Source organism: Natrialba asiatica DSM 12278 (assembly GCF_000337555.1).
GTDB classification, from domain to species: domain Archaea; phylum Halobacteriota; class Halobacteria; order Halobacteriales; family Natrialbaceae; genus Natrialba; species Natrialba asiatica.
The window spans coordinates 13,158-34,250 of sequence record NZ_AOIO01000040.1 but is presented as its reverse complement, the minus strand read 5'-3'; the positions used below and the strand labels follow the sequence as shown (position 1 = coordinate 34,250).

Sequence of the window (21,093 nt, the reverse complement as noted above, 5' to 3'; positions counted from 1 at the left end):
CGCCTCGCGGGGAACCACCACCGAAACCAACGATCCGCACCGCTCGTGACGGCCCCCGCGGTCGGACGCCCGGACACAGTCGGCGGATTTATCCCCGATTTCCGTGACGGTACTGCTATGACCGACGGCCCCACCGCCAGTCCGACCGCGCAGCGAAACTGGACGGCGCTCGTTCTCGGACTCGCGCTCGCTTCGTTCCTGTCGGCCGCGATAACGGCCGGGACGCAACACGATAACAGCCCCGTCATCGGCGCGACGGCGCTCGGGTTCGGCTTCGCGGCACTCGCCGTCGTCTCGCGGACCGCCGTCCCGGGACTGTTCGACGCCCTGAGCGCCGCGTGGGACGAACACCGTCGCGCCACCTGGGCTGCGACCGGCCTCTTCGCGTTCGGCGTTCTCCTCGGCGTCGGCCTCCTGCTCGCCGGCGTCAACTTACTCGATCTGCTCGCCGAACTGCTTCAGGAAGGGCTCGCCCCCGAATCCGGACCGGGGAACGGACAGGGCCAACTCGAACTCGACCTCACGGCCTCCTTTTTCATCCAGAACAACTCCGTTCCGTTCCTCCTGGCCATCGGCGGCGCGCTTTCGCTCGGCCTGCTCACAGCCTTCATCATGGTCGTCAACGGCATTATCGTCGGCAACGTCGGCGCCGCCGTCGGTGAACTCGTCGGGATCGAGTTCATCGTCGCGGGATTGGTCCCCCACGGTATTTTCGAACTGCCGGCGCTGTTCATCGCCGCCGGCGTCGGCTTTCGGCTCGTGACTCGGTTCGGCGAGCGCGTCCTCGGGTCCCGCGAGGCGTTTCTCACCAGGCCGTATCTCGCTCGGACCGCCGCGCTCGTCGGGTTCGCCTGGCTCTTGCTGGTCCTCGCCGCCGTCGTCGAAGCCTACGTGACGCCGGCGCTGCTCGAGATGCTGTTTGCGGAGCAAGTCCAGCAGCCGGGTCCCGTCCCGACGACGCCGTGACCGTCTCGGCCAGCGAAACCCGCCTCGATGAAAAGACAGTTGGCTGCCGATACCGAAGGGACCGGTAATGCGAATCGCCGTTCCCAACAAGGGCCGCCTGCACGAGCCGACGATCGACCTGTTAGAGCGGGCGGGGCTCCACCTCGAGAACGGTGCGGACCGCCAGCTCTACGCCGATACGGTCGATCCCGACGTCTCCGTGCTCTTCGCCCGCGCGGCCGACATTCCGGAGTACGTCGCCGACGGGGCCGCGGACATGGGAATCACCGGCTACGACCAGGTCCGTGAGGCACAGGTTACGGACGTGGCGGAACTCCTCGACCTCGAGTTCGGTCGCTGTCGACTCGTCCTCGCTGCGCCGGAGGACGGCTCGATCACGTCGGTCGACGACCTGGCGGGCGGAACCGTTGCAACCGAATTCCCGAACGTCACCCGCGAGTTCTTCGCGGAGCGGGGACTCGAGCCGAACGTCGTGGAGGTCACTGGCGCGACGGAGTTAACGCCGCACGTCGAGATTTCGGACGCCATCGTCGACATCACGAGCACCGGCACGACGCTGAAGATGAACCGCCTCGGCATCATCGAGGAGGTTCTCTCGAGTTCGGTGCGGTTGTTCGCCCGCGAGGACGTCCGCGAGGAGCCAAAGATCCGGGAGGTGCGGACCGCGCTGGCGTCGGTCAAGCAGGCCGAAGGCAAGCGCTACCTGATGATGAACGTGCCGGAGGACCGACTGGACGACGTCCGCGACGTGATTCCCGGATTGGGCGGGCCGACGGTGATGGACATCGCAAACGGTGGCGGCGAGAAGGTCGCCGTCCACGCGGTCGTCGACGAGCGAGCCGTCTTCGAGACGATCACGGACGTGAAACAGGCGGGTGCGAGCGATATTCTGGTGACGGAAATCGAGCGATTGGTCGAGTAGACGGCTCAATCGCCGAACTCGAGTGCGTCGCCGAACTCGAGGGGTACCGACCCCTTTCGATAGCCCTCGACGCGGCCGTTCGGACGGGTCCGATAGACGACGGCTGGTCGGTGGCGAACGTCCGGCTGCTCGCCGCGAACCGCCGCCCAGGCGTCGTCGCGAAAACTCGAACAATCGACGAACAACACCGCGCCGCCGCCGTGTTCCGCGAGTTGGCCGTTGGTCTTCGTCTCCGCCGTATCACGGACCGCTGCGACCGGCCCGGATGCGGCTCGATTCCCCGGCGGCTGCGGACGGGTCACCTCGACGAGCACGTTCGTCTCCTCGTCCTCCGCACGGAAATCCAGCGAGTGGCCGGTCGTTACCTCGATTTCGGGCGTGACCGTATAGCCCGCGTCGGCGAGGATTTTGGCGGCGATGAACTCGCCCATCGCGGCGCTCATCCGAACGCGGTCGACGTGGGTGCTGGTGCCGAGTTTTCCCGACATGACGTGCCGATACTCGTCGAGAACGCCGGTCGTGAGAAACTCCTCGAAGAATCGCGTCGTCTCCCGCCGACTCGCGTCGGGAAAGCCCGCCGCGTGCTGGCGGAAGAACGCCCGCGTCGATTCGCGCCCGTCTTTCGACATGAATACCGGCAGAAAGTACCACGAGAGGTGCGGATAGTCCGCGAGCCACGGATCGCTCTCGTGAAGCGTCGCGAGGAGTTCGCGTTGGGCCCACCGCGAGACGTGATAGGGAATCTCGTTCCAACCGTACTTGTCCGTCCGCCACAGCGAAGAGGGCGTCTCGGTGTTGCCCATCCAGTAGGCTTCGTCGTCGGTACGCGCAAAGAGGGCGACGTCGTCGTTTTGCATCTCGAAGCGGTGTGTTTCCCAGTCGGCACCGATCTCGAACTGCGGCGTCACTGCACGTGCACCGATATTCGATCGAAGTGGGTGGAGAATCTTCTGTCGAACTCGCTGATCGCTCCACGATGTGGGCGAATAGCGAAAGCGAAGCGGCTTTGCCACACCCGTATTACGGGCCGGCCGTGCATACGTTTTGCGAGACGTGCTAACCGTCACGACCCCGTGATTAACTTCGGATATGAACGACCGTTACATTGATATGCGAACCGTCCCTACTATGCGTATACTTGCCATGTCAATGGGTGCCTATGACGAAGACGAACACGAGCGCCGCGAACAACAGGCATCGAGAGTCGATGCCGACTTCGATGACGAACGAACGATATATCACGGCCGCGTAGAGTACGACGCCGGCGAATCCGCCGAGGATCTGTTGGACCAGTTCGAGGAGATTAAGTCGGACTAGTGGCGATCGATCCATCGCCGTTTTCCCATCAATTGCGCCCCTGAGCCGCGGCTACCCGCTGAACTCCACTGTAATACTGCGCTCCTGAACTCGCCTGTTCACGGAGACGCCGCAGCGAGTTCAGCGACGATCGCACCCGACGGCCCTCGGTCACTCGAGTGCGTCCCAGCCCGGCGTCTCGGGAGCGCCGCGAGTCTCCTCGATGTCGACTGCGAGTTCGGCTGGCGGGGCGTCGTCTCCCGGTGTCGACTGCTGGTGGTGGCGGTAGCGCCGGGTCCACTCGCGGATGGCGGGGCCGACCCAGGAGTGTGTCTCCGACTCGCCCGCCGCGGCGTCACCGTCGGTATCGTCGTCCATCGTCTCGAGCGCCCGCACTTTCCCCCGTTCGTAGTGGGATTCGGAGATCGCCAGCGTTCCTGAACTCGAGGCGCTTGCCACCGCGAGACACTCCGCGCGGTCGGCCGGCCGGAGGGTCCCGGTCGAGAGACGATCGATGACGCCCTCGAGTTCGGTTGGCTGAGGATGACAGAAGAGTTTCTCGCCGATGGCCTGCGAGCCGAGTAGCGGCCCGTCTGCGAGTTCGTCGTCGGTGACGCGGTCGTCGACCAGTCGGTCGCCGCCGAAGGTCGCTTCGACGCGCTCGCACTCGGTTTCCTGGTCGAGTTCGAGATTGTGGGCGGGATAGGCCCCGCACTCGGTCGGAAAGTGCTCGTCGTCGTGGATGCGACACTGGAGCGTCGTCGGATCGAGGAAGACGCAGGTGGGGAGCCACGTCGGGTCCGCGCGGCCGAAGGGGGCGACGGGTTTCGGCGGTTTTCGGAGGCCGACGAAGAAGACCGGGCGGTCAGCGATTGCGGCGACGGCGTGACCGTCGATTTCGACCGCTTCGCTCTCGTCGCGGGCGTGCCAGAACCGGGGCGTCATCGCGGCAGCAAGCCCCCGGTCCAGCATGGTTCGCACCTCCTCGCGGGTGAGCGGAACGAAGTTGGCGTCCGCGTCGAACGGGGCTCGATTCATCGCGTCCGCATCGCCGAACCGCCCGCGCGGACCCGATTCCGAGAGCGCCGCTTCGGAACTGTCACTGTCGTCGTCTGTGTTGCACTCGAGTTCGGCTCCGTTCTCGCTCCCGTCTCCGTCGCGCTCGAGGAGCGCTGTCCAGTCCATACAACAGCCCGCACAGCCGTCACAGTGGACCTCCATAGTCGGTGGTACCGTTGCGAGCCGTATAACTCGCCGGCTGCGGGGAGACCGTCCACGTTCGCTCCACGGGTCGGGGGGAACGACTTTCAGCGCTCGGAACAACCGTCGAATATGACACCGAACGCCTGCGACGGCTGCGGGCGACCGGTCACCGTTGCCGGCGGGGTCGCCAACCTCTGGACCTTCGGCGAAAACGACGGCAGCGACGGCTCGGCGATCACGCTCGAACTGCAGGACGGGACGGACCACCTGCTGTGTTACCCCTGTCTCGACGTCGTTCCCGACAACCCGATTGCCGACGATATCGCTCGGCTCGAACGGGTCGACCACGAGAACTCGCGGGTGGCTCCGGCGTCGCGTTCGTCCTCGAAACACCCGTAGCTTTGATCTGAGTGCGACGGCGGAGCAGGAAGGGGAGCACGAAGACGCGGTAGAAGCGGACGTGGACGTCGTGAACGTTAGGTACAACGCAACACCGCTCGGTACCGAACGATCCGCAGAAGAGACATGAGTCATCGCCCGCGCTCGTGTTAGCCAGACCGAGCGCGAGCCATGGACACGCAAGCCACCTGTCGGGCGGTGGCAATGGCAACGGGAACGGTCATGTTGCCCGCAACCGGACACGGAAGGGGTGGGATTTGAACGCCACGAGGCATGCTGCCGCCGCGGGCCAGGGACAGTGTCGACTGGCACCGCGGTGCTCTACCGCTGAGCGACCCTTCCGCACGCCAATCCGAGGACGGAATCCGTATTTGTAATCGGTCAGTTACCCCCGAGTATCCACCGCCTACCGCCGGTTTGACCCCCACTGACGTGTTCACGGTCGCTCGCCTGAACTCGGTCACTGCAGCCGAACGGTTCAGCGCGAGCGACGCTCCGTAGCCTTTAGGAGTCGGCCGGTCCGTGAGTCAGACGGTGAATCCCGATCGGCTCTTCGAAGCCTTTCCAGCCCCCAGTTACCGCGGGAACCAGGAGCAGGCCCTCCGCGACATTCGCGAGGCCTTCGCGGCCGGCAACGACGTGGTGCTCGTTCGCGCGCCGACCGGCAGCGGCAAGTCCCTTCTGGCCCGCGCCGTCGCCGGCTGTGCCCGGACCGTCGAGGACGCCGATCCGAGCGAGGCCACGGGAGCCTACTACACGACGCCGCAGGTATCCCAACTCGACGACGTTGCGGCCGACGACCTGCTCGCCGACCTGAACGTCATTCGCGGGAAATCGAACTACACCTGCATCCTCCCCGAGGAACGCACCACGCCGGTCAACCAGGCACCCTGCGTTCGCGAGCGCGGCTACGACTGCTCGGTCAAACACCGCTGTCCGTACTTCTCGGACCGAGCCATCGCTTCGAACCGAGAAATCGCGGCGATGACGCTCGCGTACTTCATGCAGACCGCCGGCAGCGAGGTCTTTCGCAAGCGCGACGTCGTCGTCATCGACGAAGCCCACGGCCTCGCCGAGTGGGCCGAAATGTACGCGACGATCCAACTCGGCCCACGAACCGTCCCCTTCTGGGACGACCTGCGCGTCCCGCAGATCGACGGCATCGAACGCGCCGTCCGCTACGCCGAAAACCTCGAACAGACCTGCACCCGCCGGAAGGACGACCTGCTCGCCCAGGAGTCGCTGTCGCCCCGCGAGGTACGCGAACGCGACCGCCTCCAGGAACTCATCGGCGAACTCGACTGGTTCGTCTCGGACTACCGCGACCCGCAGAGTCCGACGACGTGGCTGGTCGACCAATCCGAGCCGCACGCGGGCGATACCGGCGACGAAACGGACGACGGGACCGACGAGACGCCGGGCGGCCCCCTGACCATCAAACCGATGAACCCCGAGAAGTACCTCGCACACACCGTCTGGGACCGCGGAAACAAGTTCGCCCTCCTCTCGGCGACCATCCTCAATAAGGCGGCCTTCTGCCGGCAGGTCGGACTCGACCCCGAGGCCGTCGCGTTGGTCGACGTGGGCCACACCTTTCCCGTCGAAAACCGGCCGCTGTACGACGTGACGCAGGGGAAGATGACCTACAAGCACCGGGACGAAACGACGCCGGACATCGCCCGCACCATCGTCCGTCTCATGCAGCGCCACCCCGACGAAAAGGGGCTGATTCACGCTCACTCCTATAACATTCAGGAACGGCTCGCCGAACTCCTGTGCGATTTCGGCGTCGGCGACCGCATCCGAGTTCACGATCGCGACGGCCGCGACGCCGACCTGGAGGAGTGGAAGGCAAGCGACGGCCCCGACGTCTTTCTCTCGGTGAAGATGGAGGAGGCGCTGGATCTGAAGGGCGATCTCTGTCGCTGGCAGGTCCTCTGCAAAGCGCCGTATCTCAACACCGGCGATTCGCGGGTCGCTCACCGACTCGAGGAGGGCCAGTGGGCCTGGTACTACCGCACCGCGTTACGAACCATCATCCAGGCCTGCGGGCGCGTCGTTCGCGCACCCGACGACCACGGCGCGACCTACCTCGCGGACTCGAGTCTCCTCGATCTGTTCGACCGCGCTCGCACGGACATGCCGGACTGGTTCAGCGCGCAGGTCGATCGCATGACCCGCCCCGACCTTCCGGCGTTCGATCCGCAGGCCGCCCGCGCCGGAAGCGGTGCGGAGCGTTCAACGGACGGGGAAACGAACGCGCATCGGCGCGGCCGTTCCGGGAGCCGATCGCGCCGATCAGACCGGTCGCCGAACTCGACGAGTTCACCGAGTTCGTCGTCGAGTCCGCTCGCCGACGTCTGGGAGACGGACGGCTCGTAACCCGGTCACTGATACGAACTACCGTACTGATTTCCCGGCGCACCCGCGGGACACAGGACGGGTTGTGGCTGTGCCAGCACTGACTGCCAGCAGTTCGTCCGAGAGCCGACGCTCCCTCTCGTGCTACCTATCGCTGTCCGCCAGCGATGCGCCCTGCGTTGCCCGGCGCGGGCGTCTCATCCCGTCCGTCGTCCGATCGGCGTCCGCGTTTCGCCTTCGAATCCGACTCGGCACCCGCGCTAAAATGCAGCGAGAACGCCCGCGAACACCGAGGTCACCATGAGGAACGCGAAGACGAGCGCGATGATCTGGTTTCGGTTCATAGTTCCCTTGATTCACTCCGATCGTATGAATGTCACGTCCGCCGTCTCGCCGACGATCCCGTCGTCGCTCGTCGCGTCGCACTGACCCCATCTGTATCCGTTGGTCACCCAGGCGAACCCGTTGAAAATGCAACGTAGCAGAATCAACGAAAACCGTCACAGACGGGAGCCGTTAGTCTCGCCGGCGCGTCGCCGCACCGAGAACGGCCAGGACGGCTACCAGCACGCCGAGCGTGATGCCACCGGTGAAGCCCGGCAGTCCGTCACTTCCCTCGTCGTCGCTACTGTTCCCGTCGTCGGTCGTTTCGCCGTCCGCGTCGTCGCTTTCCCCGCCGTCGTCGCCATCGCTATCCGCGTCGCCGTCGTCGCCGTCGCCATCGGTCGTTCCAGCGTCGTCATCGTCGCTGACGCTTCCGTCACCGTCGCTGTCGCCCGTTCCGTCCGCCGCTCCGCCATCGGTTTCGTTGCCGCCGTCGGTCTCGTCAGTGTCGTCTCCGTTTTCGTCGCCGTTATCACCGGTTCCAGCGCCGCTCCCGCCGCTGGCGTCGTCGTCACCGCTACTGCCACCGCCGCCGCCGGCGGGTGGCGACTCGCCACCGTCTCCATCGTCTTCGCCGCTGATCACATCGCCGTTACTATCGCTCACGAGCGAGTCGTCGTCGACGAACTCGAGTTCGTCCAGGCCGTCCTCGCCGACGGCAAACGTCACCGTTGCGAGGGTCGGTTCGTCGAGGCTGTCGGCTCCGACGACGGATTCGGTCAGGAAGAGGTGTCCGGTGTCGGAATCGACGTTGTCGTCGGCAGTTCCGTCGAGGTCCCCGAACTCGAAGTCGGTGACGCTCGTCGCGTCGGGATCGTAGCTCAGGTTCGCCTGGAAGCCGGCGGTATCGGCGGCCGTCGAGGAGATGGCGACGGTGACGGTTTCGTCGGTTTCCTCCAGGACCTCGAGCGTGAGCGTCTCGTCCGCATTGGTCGTGAGCAGTGCGCCCTGGTCACTACTGGTCGTGTGAACGGTCGGCTGTGCGTGTCCGTCGGTTTCGGAGACGGGTGTCGCCGCCGTCGCTGCCGTCGCAGCCATCGCTGTCGTCGCAAGGACGACGACCAGTGTGAGAACGAACAGTCGTGGCGTCAGTCTCGTACGTGTCATTGAATCTGGAAATAATGTGAGTTTCCTGCGGTCTGCGGCCGTGCGGTCGTGTCCCAGTTCGACCCGCGGTTACAGACGGAATCGCCGCGTGGCGATTCGATGGTGTGTCTCGTAGCCTGTGCTGTCGGCTGCTTACGCGAGCGCTTCGATGCCGTGCGTGCTGACGATCTCCTCGAGGATGTTCGTCACGTCGCCGGCGTCGACTTCGCCGTTGTCGTTCATGTCGGCGAGTTCCTCGTGGAAGGTGCCGGTTGGTTCCTCGCCGGTGAGGTACTGCTGGGTCAGCGTCGCGTCCAGCGGGTTGACCGCCCCGTCGGCGTTCACGTCACCGGGCCAGGCCGATGCGATCGTTCCGTCGACCAGCGTGACGTTGACCTCGCCCGCTTCGTCGTTGAGGTAGGTGTTGTCCGCGTCGAACACGAGTTCGGTTTCGTTGTCGCTCTCCCCGATGAACTCGAAGTCGATCTCGGCGAGGGTCGGCATCGTTTCGGTGCTGCTCTGGGCCTGTGCGAGCGAGACCGTGCCGTTCTCGTTGTCGATACTCGTGACCGGGTCCGCGAAGTCGACGCCGGCGACGCCCTCGACCTGCACGACGTCGGGGTCGAAGTGGACTTGCGTCTCGTAGCCGGCCACGGCCTCGGCGGTCGTGTTGATCTCGACCGTCGTCGTCTCGCCGATGGATCCCATATAGTCGCCCTCGCCGAACATGAGGGCGCTCTCCGGTTCGTCAGTACCCGAAACAAGGTACTCGACCGAGTTCGCCAGAATCGCGTCGGCGTCGGCCGTGTAGTCACCGCCGGTGACGAAGGTCGTGTATCCCAGGTTCGACGCCAGGATCGTTGAACTCTCGTCGTCGACGGCGAAGCCGGAACCGACCGGTGATCCAGTAACGGTCGTCTCCGCGAGCACGTCGTACTCGGTGCCGTCGAACCAGGTGTGGTCGCCGAAGAGCGCGGTGTGGAGGTCGACGGTATCGCCGGCCTCACCGACGCCCTCGAAGATCTCGTGGTCGGCGGTCAGTTCGTATCCGAGCGGCGGCGAGACGAGGTCGTCCTCGAACGTGGATGCCGGCTCGCCGGTCGCGTTGGAGTGGGCCGGAATGCCGTTACTTCCGTCGCCCCACTGATCGAGGTAGACGACGCCGGTGTCGCCCCCTTCGGTCGCGCTGACGAACTCGTCGGCGTTCGCCGTCTCGATGTTCTGAACGACGATCACGTCGTAGCCGTCCATCGCCTCGTCGGACGTCGTCACGACGGGGTCGTACATTTCCGGAAGCGAGCCGTCGAGCGTGTCGGCGACGGCTTCTCCCTGGGCGCCGGCATCGTCCACGACGGCGACGGGAACGTACTCCTCGAAGACCATCGTCGGACCGGTGCTTACGGTCAGTTCGTCGCCCATGCCGCCGATCGTCTGCTCGAGCGAGAGTTCACCCGCGGTATCTTCGGTCGTTTCGACGGTGATCGTCAACTCGTCCGAGATCGGTCCGTCGAGGTCGACGGGTTCGCCGAATGCGGCTTCCTCGCCCTCGACGTACAGCGTCGCGTCCGCGGGGTCGTAGTCGCCCGCGAGGTCGACGGTAACCGTTTCGGCGTTCGCAACGGTTGTCGTCACGGTGATCGCATCGCCGCCTTCGACGCCGTTGGGCTGGCCGTCGGCCAGTTCGGCGTCGAGCGCGTCGGCGAGTTCGAAGTCCTGGACGGTGGTGTTTTCTTCGGTGACGGTCACGTCGGCGCCGGTCGACTCGTAGCCGAAGCCGTCGACGGTGACGGTGTGGGTGCCGGCCGGAGCGACCAGGCTGTACTCACCGTTCGCGTCGGTTTCGGTCTCGATACCGTCTTCGATGGCGACGGTTGCGCCGTCGATCGGCTCACCGGCGGCGTCCGTGACGGTGCCGTCGATTCCGCTGTCGAGTGCGACCATGTTCGTCGCGGCTGCGACGTCGATGATACCCATGCCGTAGCGGGTGTCGTACTCGTCGTCGGGTTCGTCCCAGTCGGCGGGCTTCCAGGCGGTCTCCTCCATCGCGTCGTAGAGCATCTCGCGGTCGGCGTCGCCGCCGGAGGCGGCGATCATCAGCGCGAACGCTCCCGCGTGGTGCGGTGCGGACATCGACGTTCCCGAGTAGGTGTCGTCGTAGCCGCCGCCGGGCACCGAACTCAGCACGTCGACGCCGGGCGCTGCCGCGTTCGGTACCGTGTAGTTGTCGGGCCAGTACTCGGGCGCGTCGGGATAGGCTTCGGCCGTCTCGATCTCTTCGCCGCTCGAGAACGAGGCGACGTTGTGCTCCGCGTCGACGGCACCGCTGGCGAAGTTCGGATAGATGTTTCCGGGCGTGCCACTGACGCCGTCACCGGAGTTGCCGGCGGACGTCACGAGCACGACGCCCGCGTCGCGGGCGTTCTCGGACGGCTCCATCATCTGGCTGTCGTAGCCGGCCGCGCCGAGACTCATCGAGACCACGTCGGCGTCGGTGTCGTCGACTGCCCACTCCATCCCGGCGATGATCTGGGCGAACGTACCGCCGCCGCTGTCGTCGAGCACCTTCCCGTGGTAGAGTTCAGCGTCGGGTGCGACGCCGAAGGCGGGAACGTCACCGGCCGGATCGTCCGATCCGGAGACCGTGCCGCTCACGTGCGTCCCGTGACCCTGGCCGTCGTTCGGCTCGGAGTCGACCGGCTCGCCGTTGCTATCGAACTCCTGCCAGTTCTCGTCGGCGATGTCGATGTCCGGGTGGTCGCCGTCGACGCCGGTGTCGAGCACGGCGACGCCAGCGCCCTCGCCCTGGGTGCCGTGTTCGTCCCAGACCTCGGTCGCGTTGATCATGTCGAGTCCGTACGTGACGTTGGCGCTCTCGTTGGCCGGCGAGTAGCTCTCGTCAGCGTCGGACTGGCTCTCCGGGAGCGACAGCTCGAAGTTCTCGTGAAGGCGTTCGCCACCGGTGTACCGAAGCACCTCCTTCGGCGACACTTCGTCCGTGTCGACCTCCAGGAGCGCCGCGTTCGCGATCCAGAAGCTCTCGACGAACTCGACGCCGTCGGTCTCTGCCGCCCACTTCTGGGCTTTCGTCTGCGACTCGTCCGCCTGCGATTGCATCATCTCGATGGCATCGGCTGAACTCGTCGCAGCGGCGGGGTCAGCGCTCTCGAACCGGACGATCATCTCGGTCGTCCCGTCCGCCGTGCGGAGCGACTCTTCGATAGCATCCGCTGGTGCTGATTGTGTTGTCTCCGTTGCCCCGTTCGATCCGCTGATCCCCGCCATCGCCGGGACCGACGTGATCATGAGGAGGGCAAAGACGACTGCCATACTCCGTATTACCGCTGATTTCGATGTGTGTCGACTCATGTCTCTGTTCGTGTCGCATCGTTTCCTTTTGCGACACAGTCACACTCCAATGAATATCTCGTTAAATGGTAATAACCATTATCTGCGGTAGAAATCGGCCAAAAAGTATATGTGCTATAAGGTTAAACGCGCGAACAATTCGCGTTACTGACCGCCTACTCCCGTTTTCAGCCGCTCATCTCGCTCAAGCCATTACTCCGTCTCTAGAAACTCGGTTTTCGGATATGTAGCTGAGCCTCACTGCACCGTTCAGGGTCAGCAGCGAGCGTTACACCAGAAGCGACAGCACGTCCCGCGGGACCCTCACTCGACGGTCGCGTCGAGAACGACGTGGTCGACGCCGGCGCTGTGGCTCTTGACGCGGCGGCGCTCGAGTTCAGTGAGCGTTCGGCCGGCGGCGTCGATCGCGGTTTCGACGCGCTCGAGTGGCCGCTCCCAGAGCAGTGTTTCGGGGGTCGCTTCGTGGTAGTGGAGGGTCCCGCCGGAGACGAGGGCGTCGAGGGCGTCGTCGAGGAACGTGTGGGCGGCGTCTGTTCTCGCGGTGAACTCGGGTTCGGGTTCGGCTTCGACTTTGGATTCGAAATAGGGTTCGTGTTCGGAGGTGGATTCCGCGTTCGTTCCCGATTCCGTTTCCGTTCCCGTTTTCGTTCCCCCATCTGAATGGCCGCCGCTGCCGTAGTAGCCCATAACGACACGGTCGGCGTCGATTTCGCCCGCCAGGTCGCGGCAGTCGGTCATGTAGGCGTCGACGTGCTCGCTCACGTCGTTCAAGAGTGCGTTCTCGACCAGGTAGCGAAACGCGGTGGGGTTGATCTCGGTTGCTGTCACCTGCGCGCCGGCGCGGGCCATCGGCAGCGTGAAGTAGCCGATCCCGGCGAACATGTCGAAGACGCGCTCGCCAGGTGCGCAGCGTTCACCCATCCGGACGCGCTCGGCCTGGTTGCCCGGCGAGAACATGACTGCCGTCGGATCGAGACCGTACTTCGTGCCGTGTTCCGTGTGGATCGTCTCCGTATCGCGCTCGCCGGCGAGGTGTCGCGTTCGCGGTTCGCGCACGCGGCCCGCCTCGCCCTCGGTGGCGATGCCTTCGTCTGCGATCACGCTGTCGGCCTCGCCGTGGAGTTCGAGGAGGGCTTCGCCGAGTTCCCGTTCTCGGTCCCGTTTCCGTTCCCGTCCCTGTTCTCGCTCTCGCGTTCCGTCTTGGTCGTCCGGAACCCCCTCCGGAACCGTGACCTGGATCACCGAGCCGATGACGGCCCACGAGTTCGGAGCTGACTCGAGTTCGGCCTCGCTCCAGCCGCGCTCGGCGAGCAGGTCGGAAAGGTCGGTCGTGCGCGGGTCGGGATCGAGTTGTCGGACGACATCGAGCACGGCAGTCTCGATGGGCGGCTCGGTGATCGGCAGCGCGATTCTCTCGGTATCGGTCTCGCGAACGCGTCGCGAGTCGTCGTAGACGCCCTCGGCGCGCAGTGATTCGATCGCAGTCTCCGCACGCGGCTTTTCGACGATGGCGGCGAGCGGCGCGTCGGCGGTCATTCGGTCGAGGAGTTCGTCGGCGTCGCTGTTCCGCGGGCCGCCGTCGGGAGTGTCGTCCGTCACGTCGCCTCCTCCGTCTCGCCCTCGTCGGGCAGAATGTGCAGTCCGGCGCGGCTCTTCAGGACGGGCACCGTCTCGGCGGCGGGATCGAAGTAGTCCGGCCGGGAGACGGTCGTGGCCCGGTACGTTTCGGGGTCCAGTACCTGGACGGCGTTCTCGTCTTCGACGGTGACGACGGTCGTCTCCGCGGCATCCTCGTGTTCCCCGAGTTTGCGGGCGTCGGGCGAAGCCCCCTCCTCGTAATCGGCCTCGTAGCGCTCGCCGGTCGTCACCCGAATACCCTTGAGGTTCCCGTGGGCGCTGCGGACGAGGACCGGTCCCTCGTCGTCGTCATCGAGTTCGATAACGTCGCCCGGCGTGTACGGCGGCAGGCGAACGGCGAAGGTGACGCGGTAGACTTCGTTGCCGTCCTCGTCTTCGGTGACGAGCGTTTCGGCGTCGTTGATCGTGCCGCCGAACTCTTCGACCATCTTGTTCGAGATTTTCTTGCCGATCTTGTTGGTCGAGACCTTGATGTTCAGGCCGTCGTCGGTCTCGCCGATTTCGGTGACGAAGGCGTTGCGGTCGCCCGTCGCCTCCATGTCGGCGACGATGTCGTGGGCGATTTCCTCCGCTCGCTCGGTTTCTTCGCTCGTCGGAGTGCGTCCCTCAGCGCGGATCTGAACGATGCTGGCGTAGTAGTCGCCGGCGATCCGGCCGCAGCGGGTGCAGGTCTGGCGGGCGATCTTGACCGGGACCGTGACCTGCTCTTCGACCGGCGTTCCCCGCACGACACCGGTGAAAAAACAGTGCATTCGGATCGTGTTCTCGTCGACCTGTTCGGGTTCGACCTGCCAGGCGACATCGTCGACATCGACGTGCACCGAGAGCGCGTCGCTCACCTGTTCGATCGCGATATCCGTGTAGTCCTGTGCCCCCACGTCGACCCAGCGGTTCCCCTGGTAGACCGCCCCACAACGGGCGCAGACGCGCACGTCGATTCGGTCCGGCGCGTCCACGAAGTCGAACTCGTCGAAATAGCAGGAATCACAGAGATCGACCTCGCTGCCGGGGCGGAGTGGGTCGGCGGCGTCGGCGTCGGCGTCGTCGGCCGATCGCTCGGGAACGGGGTCCCCACATCGGGGACAGAACGCGCGAGAATCACTCATTATCCCCGATTAGTGGCTGGGAGAGTTAAACGGCGCGCTCTGTACGTGTGGACGGTCGAGTCCTCGAGCCGTCGACTCGGCGACCCGTTTGTCCAGCAAGCCGCCGACGCAGTGAGCGGTAAGCGGTGGGCGGCGGGCAGTGAGTACTGAGCGGCGGACGAGGGAGGGGAACCGAAAATAGCAGCAGCGTCTCGGATTACGCGTCCGTGTCGTCCGTGTCCGCGTCGGTTCGGCGGCGGAGGGCTTCGATCCCCGCCGCGGCACCGACGACACCTGCACCGGCGGTGAAACCGGGCATTCCCTCGCTCTCCTCGTTCGAGTCGGCTTCCGATTCGACGTTTCCTTCGCCCAAGTTGCCATCTCCGCCTCCGTCCCCGGTTTCATTCCCGTTCCCGGCTCCGGACGCCGATTCGTTCGAGTCGCCGGTCGCCGATTCGTCGGTATCGTTTCCGCCGGTGGAGCCAGAGTCGCCGGATTCGGTGCCGTTATCGGTCGTCTCTCCGTCGCTTTCGCCGTTTGTCTCGTCTTCGTTCCCTTCCTCGTCGGCCGACTCCGCGTCGCGGCCGTCGTTCTCGGATCGGATGGCGACCAGGGTCCCGGAACTGGCGTAGATCGTCCCGTCGGTGACTGCGATCGTCGGAATTTCGTCTGTTCCGACGCTCCACTCGACCTCGCCGGTCTCCGAGTCGAAGGCGTACACGCCGTTTTCGTCTTCGGGTGCCTCGCCGGGACCGTATCCCTCTCCGTCGATCGTCAAGCCCGCATAGACGGTGCCGTCGCCGATAGCCAGCGAGGACACCTGATACGTGCTGACCGCCGTGTCCCAGTTCTCGTCACCGGTTTCTCGGTCGTGCCCCCGAACGTTGTGCGACTCAAGCGCGTAGAGTTCATCGTCGGCGATCGCTGCCGGATCGAACGCTGCACGCTCGCTGCTCACGCGTCGCTCGCCCGTTTCCACGTCGTACAGCGTCGTATAGCCGAGCGGCCACATCGCTTCCGGCTCCGTATCCGCGCTGCCGATCGCCACCACGTCGTCGGTCGCGACGGGGAAACTCGTCTGGCGATGGCTCGGCTTCGCGAACCGACCGTGTTCGTCGTCGCCGACCGGTTCGTCGAGACGCCAGCGCTCGGTTCCGTCCGCGAGTTCACGTGCGAACGCCCGGGACTCGCTGACGGCGACCGCGGCGTCGCCGCCGACGGCGACGGGTTGCTCGTACAGCGGGTCGCCGTCGGGTGTGAACTCCCAGGCGAGTTCGCGTTCGGCGGCGTCGAGCGCGTACAGCGTTCCGTCCCCGACGGTGAGGACGCGGCCGTTCGCGACGACGGGCGAGGCGATGTCCTCGTCGTAGCCCAGATCGTGTTGACAGCAGAGGTCGCCGTTTGCGGCGTCGATCACCGTGAGGCGCTCGCCGCCGACGTAGACGGTGCCGTCCGCGACGGCGGGTGTACCGCTCGCGCCGATGGCGTCCGTCCGCCACTCGACCTCGCCGTCGGCCGCGTCGAGGGCGTGGACCTCGCCGTCGGTCGTCAGGTAGACGGTACCGTCGACGACCGCCGTCGGCCCGCCCTGGTCGTACTCCCAGGCGACGGTAACCGGCGTCTCGGGCGCATCGCCCGCCGAAACGACCGGGTTGTTGCCCGCGTTCCCGCCGATCGACGACCAGCCGCGCGATTCAGCCGCCGGTCCGTCGGTCCCGGTAACCCCGGTCCCGGACCCAGTGGTATCAGCAACTGCACCGCCAGTTGCGAGCGCTCCGCCGGTCATCGCAAGGCCGGCGTACTTCAGGACGTTCCGCCGATCATGTTCGACCATGTGACCCGTTCTCGGACGGGTCGCCACTTTTCTATCCGATCGGTAGTACCGTTTCTCTGCCCGAACAGCCGGCGGCTTCCGTTCGCGTAGGCACAAGCGTTGTCGACCGACGATTGCAGTACACTCCACTGTGACGCCCCGTCTTTCCTTTTGGGAATTTCCGAATCGCATCTCACGGTGTGAAAACTCGACACGAAACGAGGGGGTTCGACGAGTTCACGTGCGGCGTCAGTCGCCCGTCAGACGGCCGTCTGGTCCCTTCGGATCGAACGGCCTCCGTCGCAGGGTTTCCATGCGAAACGAAGGGGTTGCAGCGGCGGTCCGTTTCGCGGCCCTGTCAGTAACACGTTTAGTTCGACTCGACCGACGAACCGCCCATCACGGTCATGATACTTATTTCGTCAGAGCCCCTAGGGGAGGCTATGAACTGGCAGTCGGATTGGGGGCTTCGCGCTCGAATGTTCCTGACGATGTTCCTGCTGTTTGCACTGTACATCGTTTTCGCCGGCGTACTCACGCTGTACATCGACGGCGGATTGTGGATGATCGCGCTGCTGTTCGGCGGCTTCTCGCTCGTCCAGTACTACTTCAGCGACACGCTCACACTCCGGAGTATGGGTGCGAAGAAGGTCTCGGCCGACGAGTACCCGCAACTCCACGGCTCGGTCGAACGCCTCTCCCAACAGGCCGACCTCCCGAAACCGTCGGTCGCCGTCGTCGATTCGAACGTTCCGAACGCCTTCGCGACCGGTCGCAACCAGCGCAACGCCGTCGTCGCCGTCACGACCGGTCTCCTGAACACCCTCGACCGCGACGAACTCGACGGCGTCCTCGCACACGAACTCGCCCACGTGAAAAACCGGGACATGATGGTCATGACCATCGCCTCGTTCCTCTCGACCATCGCGTTCATGATCGTCCGCTGGGGCGCGTTCTTCGGCGGCGGTCGCGGCCGCGGCGGCAACCGCGGCGGTGGCGGCATTTTCGTCGCCATCCTCGTCTCGCTCGTCGTCTGGATCATCAGCTACCTGCTCATCCGCGCGCTCTCGCGCTACCGCGAGTTCGCCGCCGACCGCGGCGCTGCGGCGATCACCGGCAATCCGTCCGCCCTCGCCTCCGCACTCCTGAAAATCTCGGGCGAGGTCGACAACGTTCCCGACAAGGACCTGCGCGAGGAAGCCGAGATGAACGCCTTCTTTATCATCCCGCTAAAGTCCGGCATCGTCGGTCGCCTGTTCAGCACTCACCCCTCGACGGAACGCCGCATCGAACAGTTGCGCGACCTCGAGCGAACGGTCGCAACGGCGTAACCGATCCGCGTCGAATCACGACCCGGTCGGGCGCTCGTCGCGCTCTCCCCGTTGCCCCTTCGAAGCGCTTTTGACGGCCCCGATAAAAGTAGCAGTAATGCTCGAGCGTGAGCGTCTCATCGAACTGGTCGTTGCCGTCTCCGCCGTTTTGCTATTGCTCGGTACGATGATCGCCATCGGAATGATGTACGGCGGTGATGATGGGACTCTCTCCCCCAGCGGCGCACAGTTGCTCGTCGGTGCAATCGTCGGCTTTATTCTCGTGATTACGTCGGCGGGATTCGGCGTCGCCTACATGCTGAACGACCCCGAGGACGGCGATGACGACAACGACTTCGAGACACAGAACGCTATTTAAGTACGAGCGGTGGTGGCCGGCCGCTCTCAGTCGCTGTTGACCGTTCCCGTCCCCTCGCTTCTCTCCTCGCGCTTCCCGCTCCCGTCTGCGTCCGCCTCTGCGTCCTCCGTGCGCCAGTCTTCGAGTTCGTCCTCGTCGGCCTCGTCGATCCGTTCCTCGTAGTAGGCCATCGGATGGGGAATGCGCTCGCAGAGGTCGTCCTTGTTCACGCAGTCGCCGTAGGACTGCATCGTCGCACACGACGGCGGCGAGTACTCCGTCGGCGACGTTTCGCCGCGGATGTGATCGGTTTGATAACGGGTCATCTCCTCCCCGAACGACGAGTTCACGCGATAGAGTTCGACGATCTCGTCGGTCGTCATCCCGATGCTCGACAGGAAGGCCGTAATCGCAAACCGCGAGTGGTGGGGGAGGTGCTCGCCCTTCTGGATTTGATCCAACAGCGCCTGCATACACGGCGGGAAGAGTTCGGGAACGACGGTATCGATGTCGCGCGTGAGATCGAGGTCGGCGAGGACGTCCCGGACGGCGGCGACGTCGTCTTCGAGCCTCGTCGCGATCGGGTCGGGAACCTCGAAGGGAAGACCCTCTTCGATTCGGTCGCGGATGGCCTCCCGTAACAGCACGAGGAGGTCGTCTCGCGCGACCGGGACCTCGCCGTTCGTCAGCGGCTGATTGACCAGCCCCCACTCGTCGTCCCAGAGGTCCGCAGCCAGCGGGAGGTAGGTGCCGACATCGATCCTGAACTCGTCGACGTCATCGACGTCGTCGCCGTCGGCGGCCGCGGCGGCGGTCCCAGCCCCGCGGGAAGCACTCGCGGGTGCGGGAGTCACCGCCTCCTGTAGGCTGAACTCGTCAAGGACGGTCTCGAGTTCGAGGCCGGTCGACTCGACGCTTTTGAGTTCGGTCGTCGATTCGAGGTCGGCGGTAAACCGCTCGTGAGCGGTGGCCGCCTCGGCGCGGGCGTACTTGCGGACGAGGACGCGTTCGTCGACCATCGAGACGAGGACGCGAGCGACGGGGTAAGAGAGTAGTTCGGTACGGGGATCGCGGTGTGGCTCGCCGATTTCGCCGTCTTCGAGCGCGGTAATCACGCGTTTCCGTGCGCGCTCGACGACTGCCCGCTCCTGCTCGACGACGGTTGCCAAATCGACCGTCTCCGTCGCCACGGTTTCGCGGGCGGCTTCGAGAAACGGGTACCGAGCGTGCAGTCGCTGCATCGGTAATTGAAAGCTGCTCTGATGGATTAAGTCCACTGATTGTCGATCGAGTGCGATAGTGTCGATAAGACATGATTACCGCCTATCGCCGTTGCGACAGTACCGACCGGAACTGCGTACACTGGTTGCACGGCTCTCGTACGAGAGTTGTGCACTGACTTTCAACGGCGACTATCGTTCGCAGGCATCCCGTCCGATGGTGCACGTGCGGGAACGGGAGGCTCGATTTCAAGAGGGACCGGACCGTTGGGTCGAGTATGCCACGGGCGATGCGGGATGGCGTGTCTATCTACTACGAGTTCGACGAGCGCGACGAGCGCGATACGCGCGACCCGGCCGATGGGGATGGAGGAGAGGGTGGAAATGAGAGTCACACGAGCGAGACGCCGGTCGTCTTCCTTCAGGACGTCGGCTACGGGCGGTGGCTGTGGCGCTGGCAGCGCGAGGCCGTCGCTCGCGAGTTCGGCGCGCCCGTGATCGCGCCGGACATGCGGGGGACCGGCCGCTCGGATGCCGGACTTCCACCGCTTGTTCCGCGACTTCCGGGTCGGATTCGGTCGCCGCTCCTTCGAAAGCCGGCCGGCTACTCGGTCGATGGATTGGCGGCCGATCTCGAGGCGGTTCTCGACGATGCTGGGGTTCGAAGTGCACACCTCGTCGGGATCGGTCTCGGCGGAATGGTCGCCCAGCAGTACGCGATCCGGCACGACCGCGCGGCGTCGCTGACGCTGTGTGCGACGAGCCACGGCGGTCCGGATGCGATGGCGATTCCCGCGGACGTTCCCGGTCGGCTGCTCGAAACGCCCTCGGGCGCGAACGAACGGGAAACGCTCCGCCACCGGATGCGTCCCGTCTTCGGCGAGTCGTTCACCAACCGGAACCCGCACCTGATGGATCGAATCATCGAGTGGCGACGCGAGCAAGACGCGACCGAACCGGCGATCGAAGCCCAACTCGGAGCGACCCTCGCGTTCGACGCCAGCGCCGAACTCGATCGCATTCGCGTCCCGACGCTGGTGATCCACGGAACCGACGACGCGGTGGTTCCGTCGTCGAACGCGCGGCTACTCGAGGAGGCGATTCCCGATGCTCGACTCGAACTGATCGAGGGCGGCTCACACCTGGCGTGTATCGAACAGGCCGACGCCGTCTCTGATGCGCTGGTGTCGTTTCTCGCCGAGCAGGATACCGGAACTCGGAGCCGTTCACGGACTCGCGCTCGGGTTAGCACCAATACCTAAGCCGTCGTTGTATTCGTCGACGTAGTCGCCCGCGTTATTCTGAGTTTGCCATTGCTTCGGAGCCCGATATCGAACCCAGCGTACGTAAACCAGAGTTCTTGAACGCCACGATCGTCGTCCCGTGCCGCGCGATCGAGCAGTGCATCGAGCGCATCGGGGTCGATAACGCGTGCGAGTGCCGGAAGATCGACCGGCGTCGAGTCGGTGAGGGCGGCGACGGTGATAATCACCGTTTCGCTTGCACGGTCGACGGTCGGGTCGAACGTGGTTGTGTAGTCGAGGTCGTCCAGCGACGAACTGGCGTTCCTGTGCGGTGCGTCCGCGATGTCGGTCTCTGCAGCGATCGCGCTATCTGGCGTATCATCGTTGGAGGGCATACTCCGGTCCTCCAGTAGTGGCCACGTAATGACTGTCCTGTCGCTGT

Annotated in this window: 17 protein-coding genes and 1 tRNA gene; 8 read left to right on the top strand and 10 right to left on the bottom strand. The window is 65.1% G+C overall.

What is annotated here, in order from left to right:
* Window positions 1–117: 117 nt before the first annotated feature.
* Together C481_RS17690 and hisG are read left to right on the top strand one after the other, a co-directional pair.
* Entirely contained in the window at window positions 118–966 is an 849-nt protein-coding gene (locus tag C481_RS17690; protein ID WP_241434707.1) for a stage II sporulation protein M, read from the top strand.
* A 67-nt stretch (window positions 967–1,033) separates the two neighbouring features.
* On the top strand, window positions 1,034–1,888 hold the full coding sequence (gene hisG, locus C481_RS17685) for an ATP phosphoribosyltransferase (RefSeq protein WP_006110692.1): 855 nt from the start codon (window positions 1,034–1,036) through the stop codon (window positions 1,886–1,888).
* 5 nt (window positions 1,889–1,893) lie between these two features.
* Here hisG and C481_RS17680 read toward each other — a convergent pair whose 3' ends face one another.
* On the bottom strand, window positions 1,894–2,901 hold the full coding sequence (locus C481_RS17680; RefSeq protein WP_083860933.1) for a DUF5784 family protein: 1,008 nt from the start codon (window positions 2,899–2,901) through the stop codon (window positions 1,894–1,896).
* Window positions 2,902–3,031: 130 nt separating this feature from the next.
* On the opposite strand from C481_RS17680, the gene C481_RS22315 reads away from it, so the two are divergent.
* Entirely contained in the window at window positions 3,032–3,205 is a 174-nt protein-coding gene (locus C481_RS22315) for a DUF5786 family protein (RefSeq protein WP_006110690.1), read from the top strand.
* 150 nt (window positions 3,206–3,355) lie between these two features.
* Here C481_RS22315 and C481_RS17675 read toward each other — a convergent pair whose 3' ends face one another.
* The gene (locus C481_RS17675; protein ID WP_006110689.1) at window positions 3,356–4,405 is read right to left on the bottom strand and encodes a YkgJ family cysteine cluster protein; all 1,050 of its coding nucleotides are present in this window, start codon (window positions 4,403–4,405) and stop codon (window positions 3,356–3,358) included.
* A gap of 111 nt (window positions 4,406–4,516) precedes the next feature.
* Here C481_RS17675 and C481_RS17670 point away from each other — a divergent pair, with 111 nt between their 5' ends.
* On the top strand, window positions 4,517–4,786 hold the full coding sequence (locus C481_RS17670; RefSeq protein ID WP_006110688.1) for a DUF7561 family protein: 270 nt from the start codon (window positions 4,517–4,519) through the stop codon (window positions 4,784–4,786).
* 242 nt (window positions 4,787–5,028) lie between these two features.
* Here C481_RS17670 and C481_RS17665 read toward each other — a convergent pair.
* Window positions 5,029–5,128 (bottom strand) — tRNA-Gly (locus C481_RS17665).
* A gap of 180 nt (window positions 5,129–5,308) precedes the next feature.
* Here C481_RS17665 and C481_RS17660 point away from each other — a divergent pair.
* Complete coding sequence (locus tag C481_RS17660; RefSeq protein WP_006110687.1) at window positions 5,309–7,168, top strand: helicase C-terminal domain-containing protein; 1,860 nt, start codon at window positions 5,309–5,311, stop codon at window positions 7,166–7,168.
* A gap of 495 nt (window positions 7,169–7,663) precedes the next feature.
* Here C481_RS17660 and C481_RS17655 read toward each other — a convergent pair whose 3' ends face one another.
* The 5 genes from C481_RS17655 to C481_RS17635 all read right to left on the bottom strand — a co-directional run bounded on the left by C481_RS17655 (window position 7,664) and on the right by C481_RS17635 (window position 16,540).
* Window positions 7,664–8,638 carry a cohesin domain-containing protein gene (locus C481_RS17655; protein ID WP_006110686.1) on the bottom strand — a complete coding sequence of 325 codons (975 nt, stop codon included), beginning with the start codon at window positions 8,636–8,638 and terminating at the stop codon, window positions 7,664–7,666.
* Window positions 8,639–8,770: 132 nt separating this feature from the next.
* Window positions 8,771–11,944 (bottom strand): S8 family serine peptidase, encoded by a 3,174-nt coding sequence (locus C481_RS17650; protein ID WP_006110685.1) that lies wholly within the window; start codon window positions 11,942–11,944, stop codon window positions 8,771–8,773.
* 342 nt (window positions 11,945–12,286) lie between these two features.
* A complete protein-coding gene (locus tag C481_RS17645) occupies window positions 12,287–13,582 on the bottom strand; it encodes a class I SAM-dependent methyltransferase (protein WP_006110684.1) in 1,296 nt (431 codons plus the stop codon).
* Window positions 13,579–14,727 (bottom strand): 60S ribosomal export protein NMD3, encoded by a 1,149-nt coding sequence (locus C481_RS17640; protein ID WP_006110683.1) that lies wholly within the window; start codon window positions 14,725–14,727, stop codon window positions 13,579–13,581. Before C481_RS17640 ends, C481_RS17645 begins: the two co-directional genes overlap by 4 nt.
* A 196-nt stretch (window positions 14,728–14,923) precedes the next feature.
* Window positions 14,924–16,540 carry an outer membrane protein assembly factor BamB family protein gene (locus C481_RS17635; protein WP_006110682.1) on the bottom strand — a complete coding sequence of 539 codons (1,617 nt, stop codon included), beginning with the start codon at window positions 16,538–16,540 and terminating at the stop codon, window positions 14,924–14,926.
* Window positions 16,541–16,962: 422 nt separating this feature from the next.
* Here C481_RS17635 and htpX point away from each other — a divergent pair, with 422 nt between their 5' ends.
* The gene (htpX, locus tag C481_RS17630; RefSeq protein WP_006110681.1) at window positions 16,963–17,850 is read left to right on the top strand and encodes a zinc metalloprotease HtpX; all 888 of its coding nucleotides are present in this window, start codon (window positions 16,963–16,965) and stop codon (window positions 17,848–17,850) included.
* Window positions 17,851–17,947: 97 nt separating this feature from the next.
* Window positions 17,948–18,208 carry a DUF7472 family protein gene (locus tag C481_RS17625; RefSeq protein ID WP_006110680.1) on the top strand — a complete coding sequence of 87 codons (261 nt, stop codon included), beginning with the start codon at window positions 17,948–17,950 and terminating at the stop codon, window positions 18,206–18,208.
* A 26-nt stretch (window positions 18,209–18,234) separates the two neighbouring features.
* On the opposite strand, the gene priL is transcribed toward C481_RS17625, so the two are convergent.
* Window positions 18,235–19,428, bottom strand: a complete 1,194-nt coding sequence (gene priL, locus C481_RS17620; protein ID WP_006110679.1) for a DNA primase regulatory subunit PriL — start codon at window positions 19,426–19,428, stop codon at window positions 18,235–18,237.
* Between the two features lie 257 nt (window positions 19,429–19,685).
* On the opposite strand from priL, the gene C481_RS17615 reads away from it, so the two are divergent.
* Window positions 19,686–20,669, top strand: coding sequence for an alpha/beta fold hydrolase (locus C481_RS17615; protein ID WP_049904747.1), 984 nt, complete (start codon window positions 19,686–19,688; stop codon window positions 20,667–20,669).
* Here the strand turns inward: C481_RS17615 and C481_RS17610 are convergent.
* Complete coding sequence (locus C481_RS17610; RefSeq protein ID WP_006110677.1) at window positions 20,666–21,046, bottom strand: HalOD1 output domain-containing protein; 381 nt, start codon at window positions 21,044–21,046, stop codon at window positions 20,666–20,668. The genes C481_RS17615 and C481_RS17610 overlap by 4 nt on opposite strands.
* Window positions 21,047–21,093: the final 47 nt, after the last annotated feature.

Bases quoted from the DNA above. Each gene is read 5' to 3' on its own strand.
- C481_RS17640 (WP_006110683.1), bottom strand. From the start codon at position 14,727: ATGAGTGATTCTCGCGCGTTCTGTCCCCGATGTGGGGACCCCGTTCCC.
- priL (WP_006110679.1), bottom strand. From the start codon at position 19,428: ATGCAGCGACTGCACGCTCGGTACCCGTTTCTCGAAGCCGCCCGCGAA.
- C481_RS17670 (WP_006110688.1), top strand. From the start codon at position 4,517: ATGACACCGAACGCCTGCGACGGCTGCGGGCGACCGGTCACCGTTGCC.
- C481_RS17690 (WP_241434707.1), top strand. From the start codon at position 118: ATGACCGACGGCCCCACCGCCAGTCCGACCGCGCAGCGAAACTGGACG.
- C481_RS17655 (WP_006110686.1), bottom strand. From the start codon at position 8,638: ATGACACGTACGAGACTGACGCCACGACTGTTCGTTCTCACACTGGTC.
- C481_RS17650 (WP_006110685.1), bottom strand. From the start codon at position 11,944: ATGGCAGTCGTCTTTGCCCTCCTCATGATCACGTCGGTCCCGGCGATG.
- C481_RS17625 (WP_006110680.1), top strand. From the start codon at position 17,948: ATGCTCGAGCGTGAGCGTCTCATCGAACTGGTCGTTGCCGTCTCCGCC.
- C481_RS17615 (WP_049904747.1), top strand. From the start codon at position 19,686: ATGCCACGGGCGATGCGGGATGGCGTGTCTATCTACTACGAGTTCGAC.
- hisG (WP_006110692.1), top strand. From the start codon at position 1,034: ATGCGAATCGCCGTTCCCAACAAGGGCCGCCTGCACGAGCCGACGATC.
- C481_RS22315 (WP_006110690.1), top strand. From the start codon at position 3,032: ATGTCAATGGGTGCCTATGACGAAGACGAACACGAGCGCCGCGAACAA.
- htpX (WP_006110681.1), top strand. From the start codon at position 16,963: ATGAACTGGCAGTCGGATTGGGGGCTTCGCGCTCGAATGTTCCTGACG.
- C481_RS17610 (WP_006110677.1), bottom strand. From the start codon at position 21,046: ATGCCCTCCAACGATGATACGCCAGATAGCGCGATCGCTGCAGAGACC.
- C481_RS17635 (WP_006110682.1), bottom strand. From the start codon at position 16,540: ATGGTCGAACATGATCGGCGGAACGTCCTGAAGTACGCCGGCCTTGCG.
- C481_RS17675 (WP_006110689.1), bottom strand. From the start codon at position 4,405: ATGGAGGTCCACTGTGACGGCTGTGCGGGCTGTTGTATGGACTGGACA.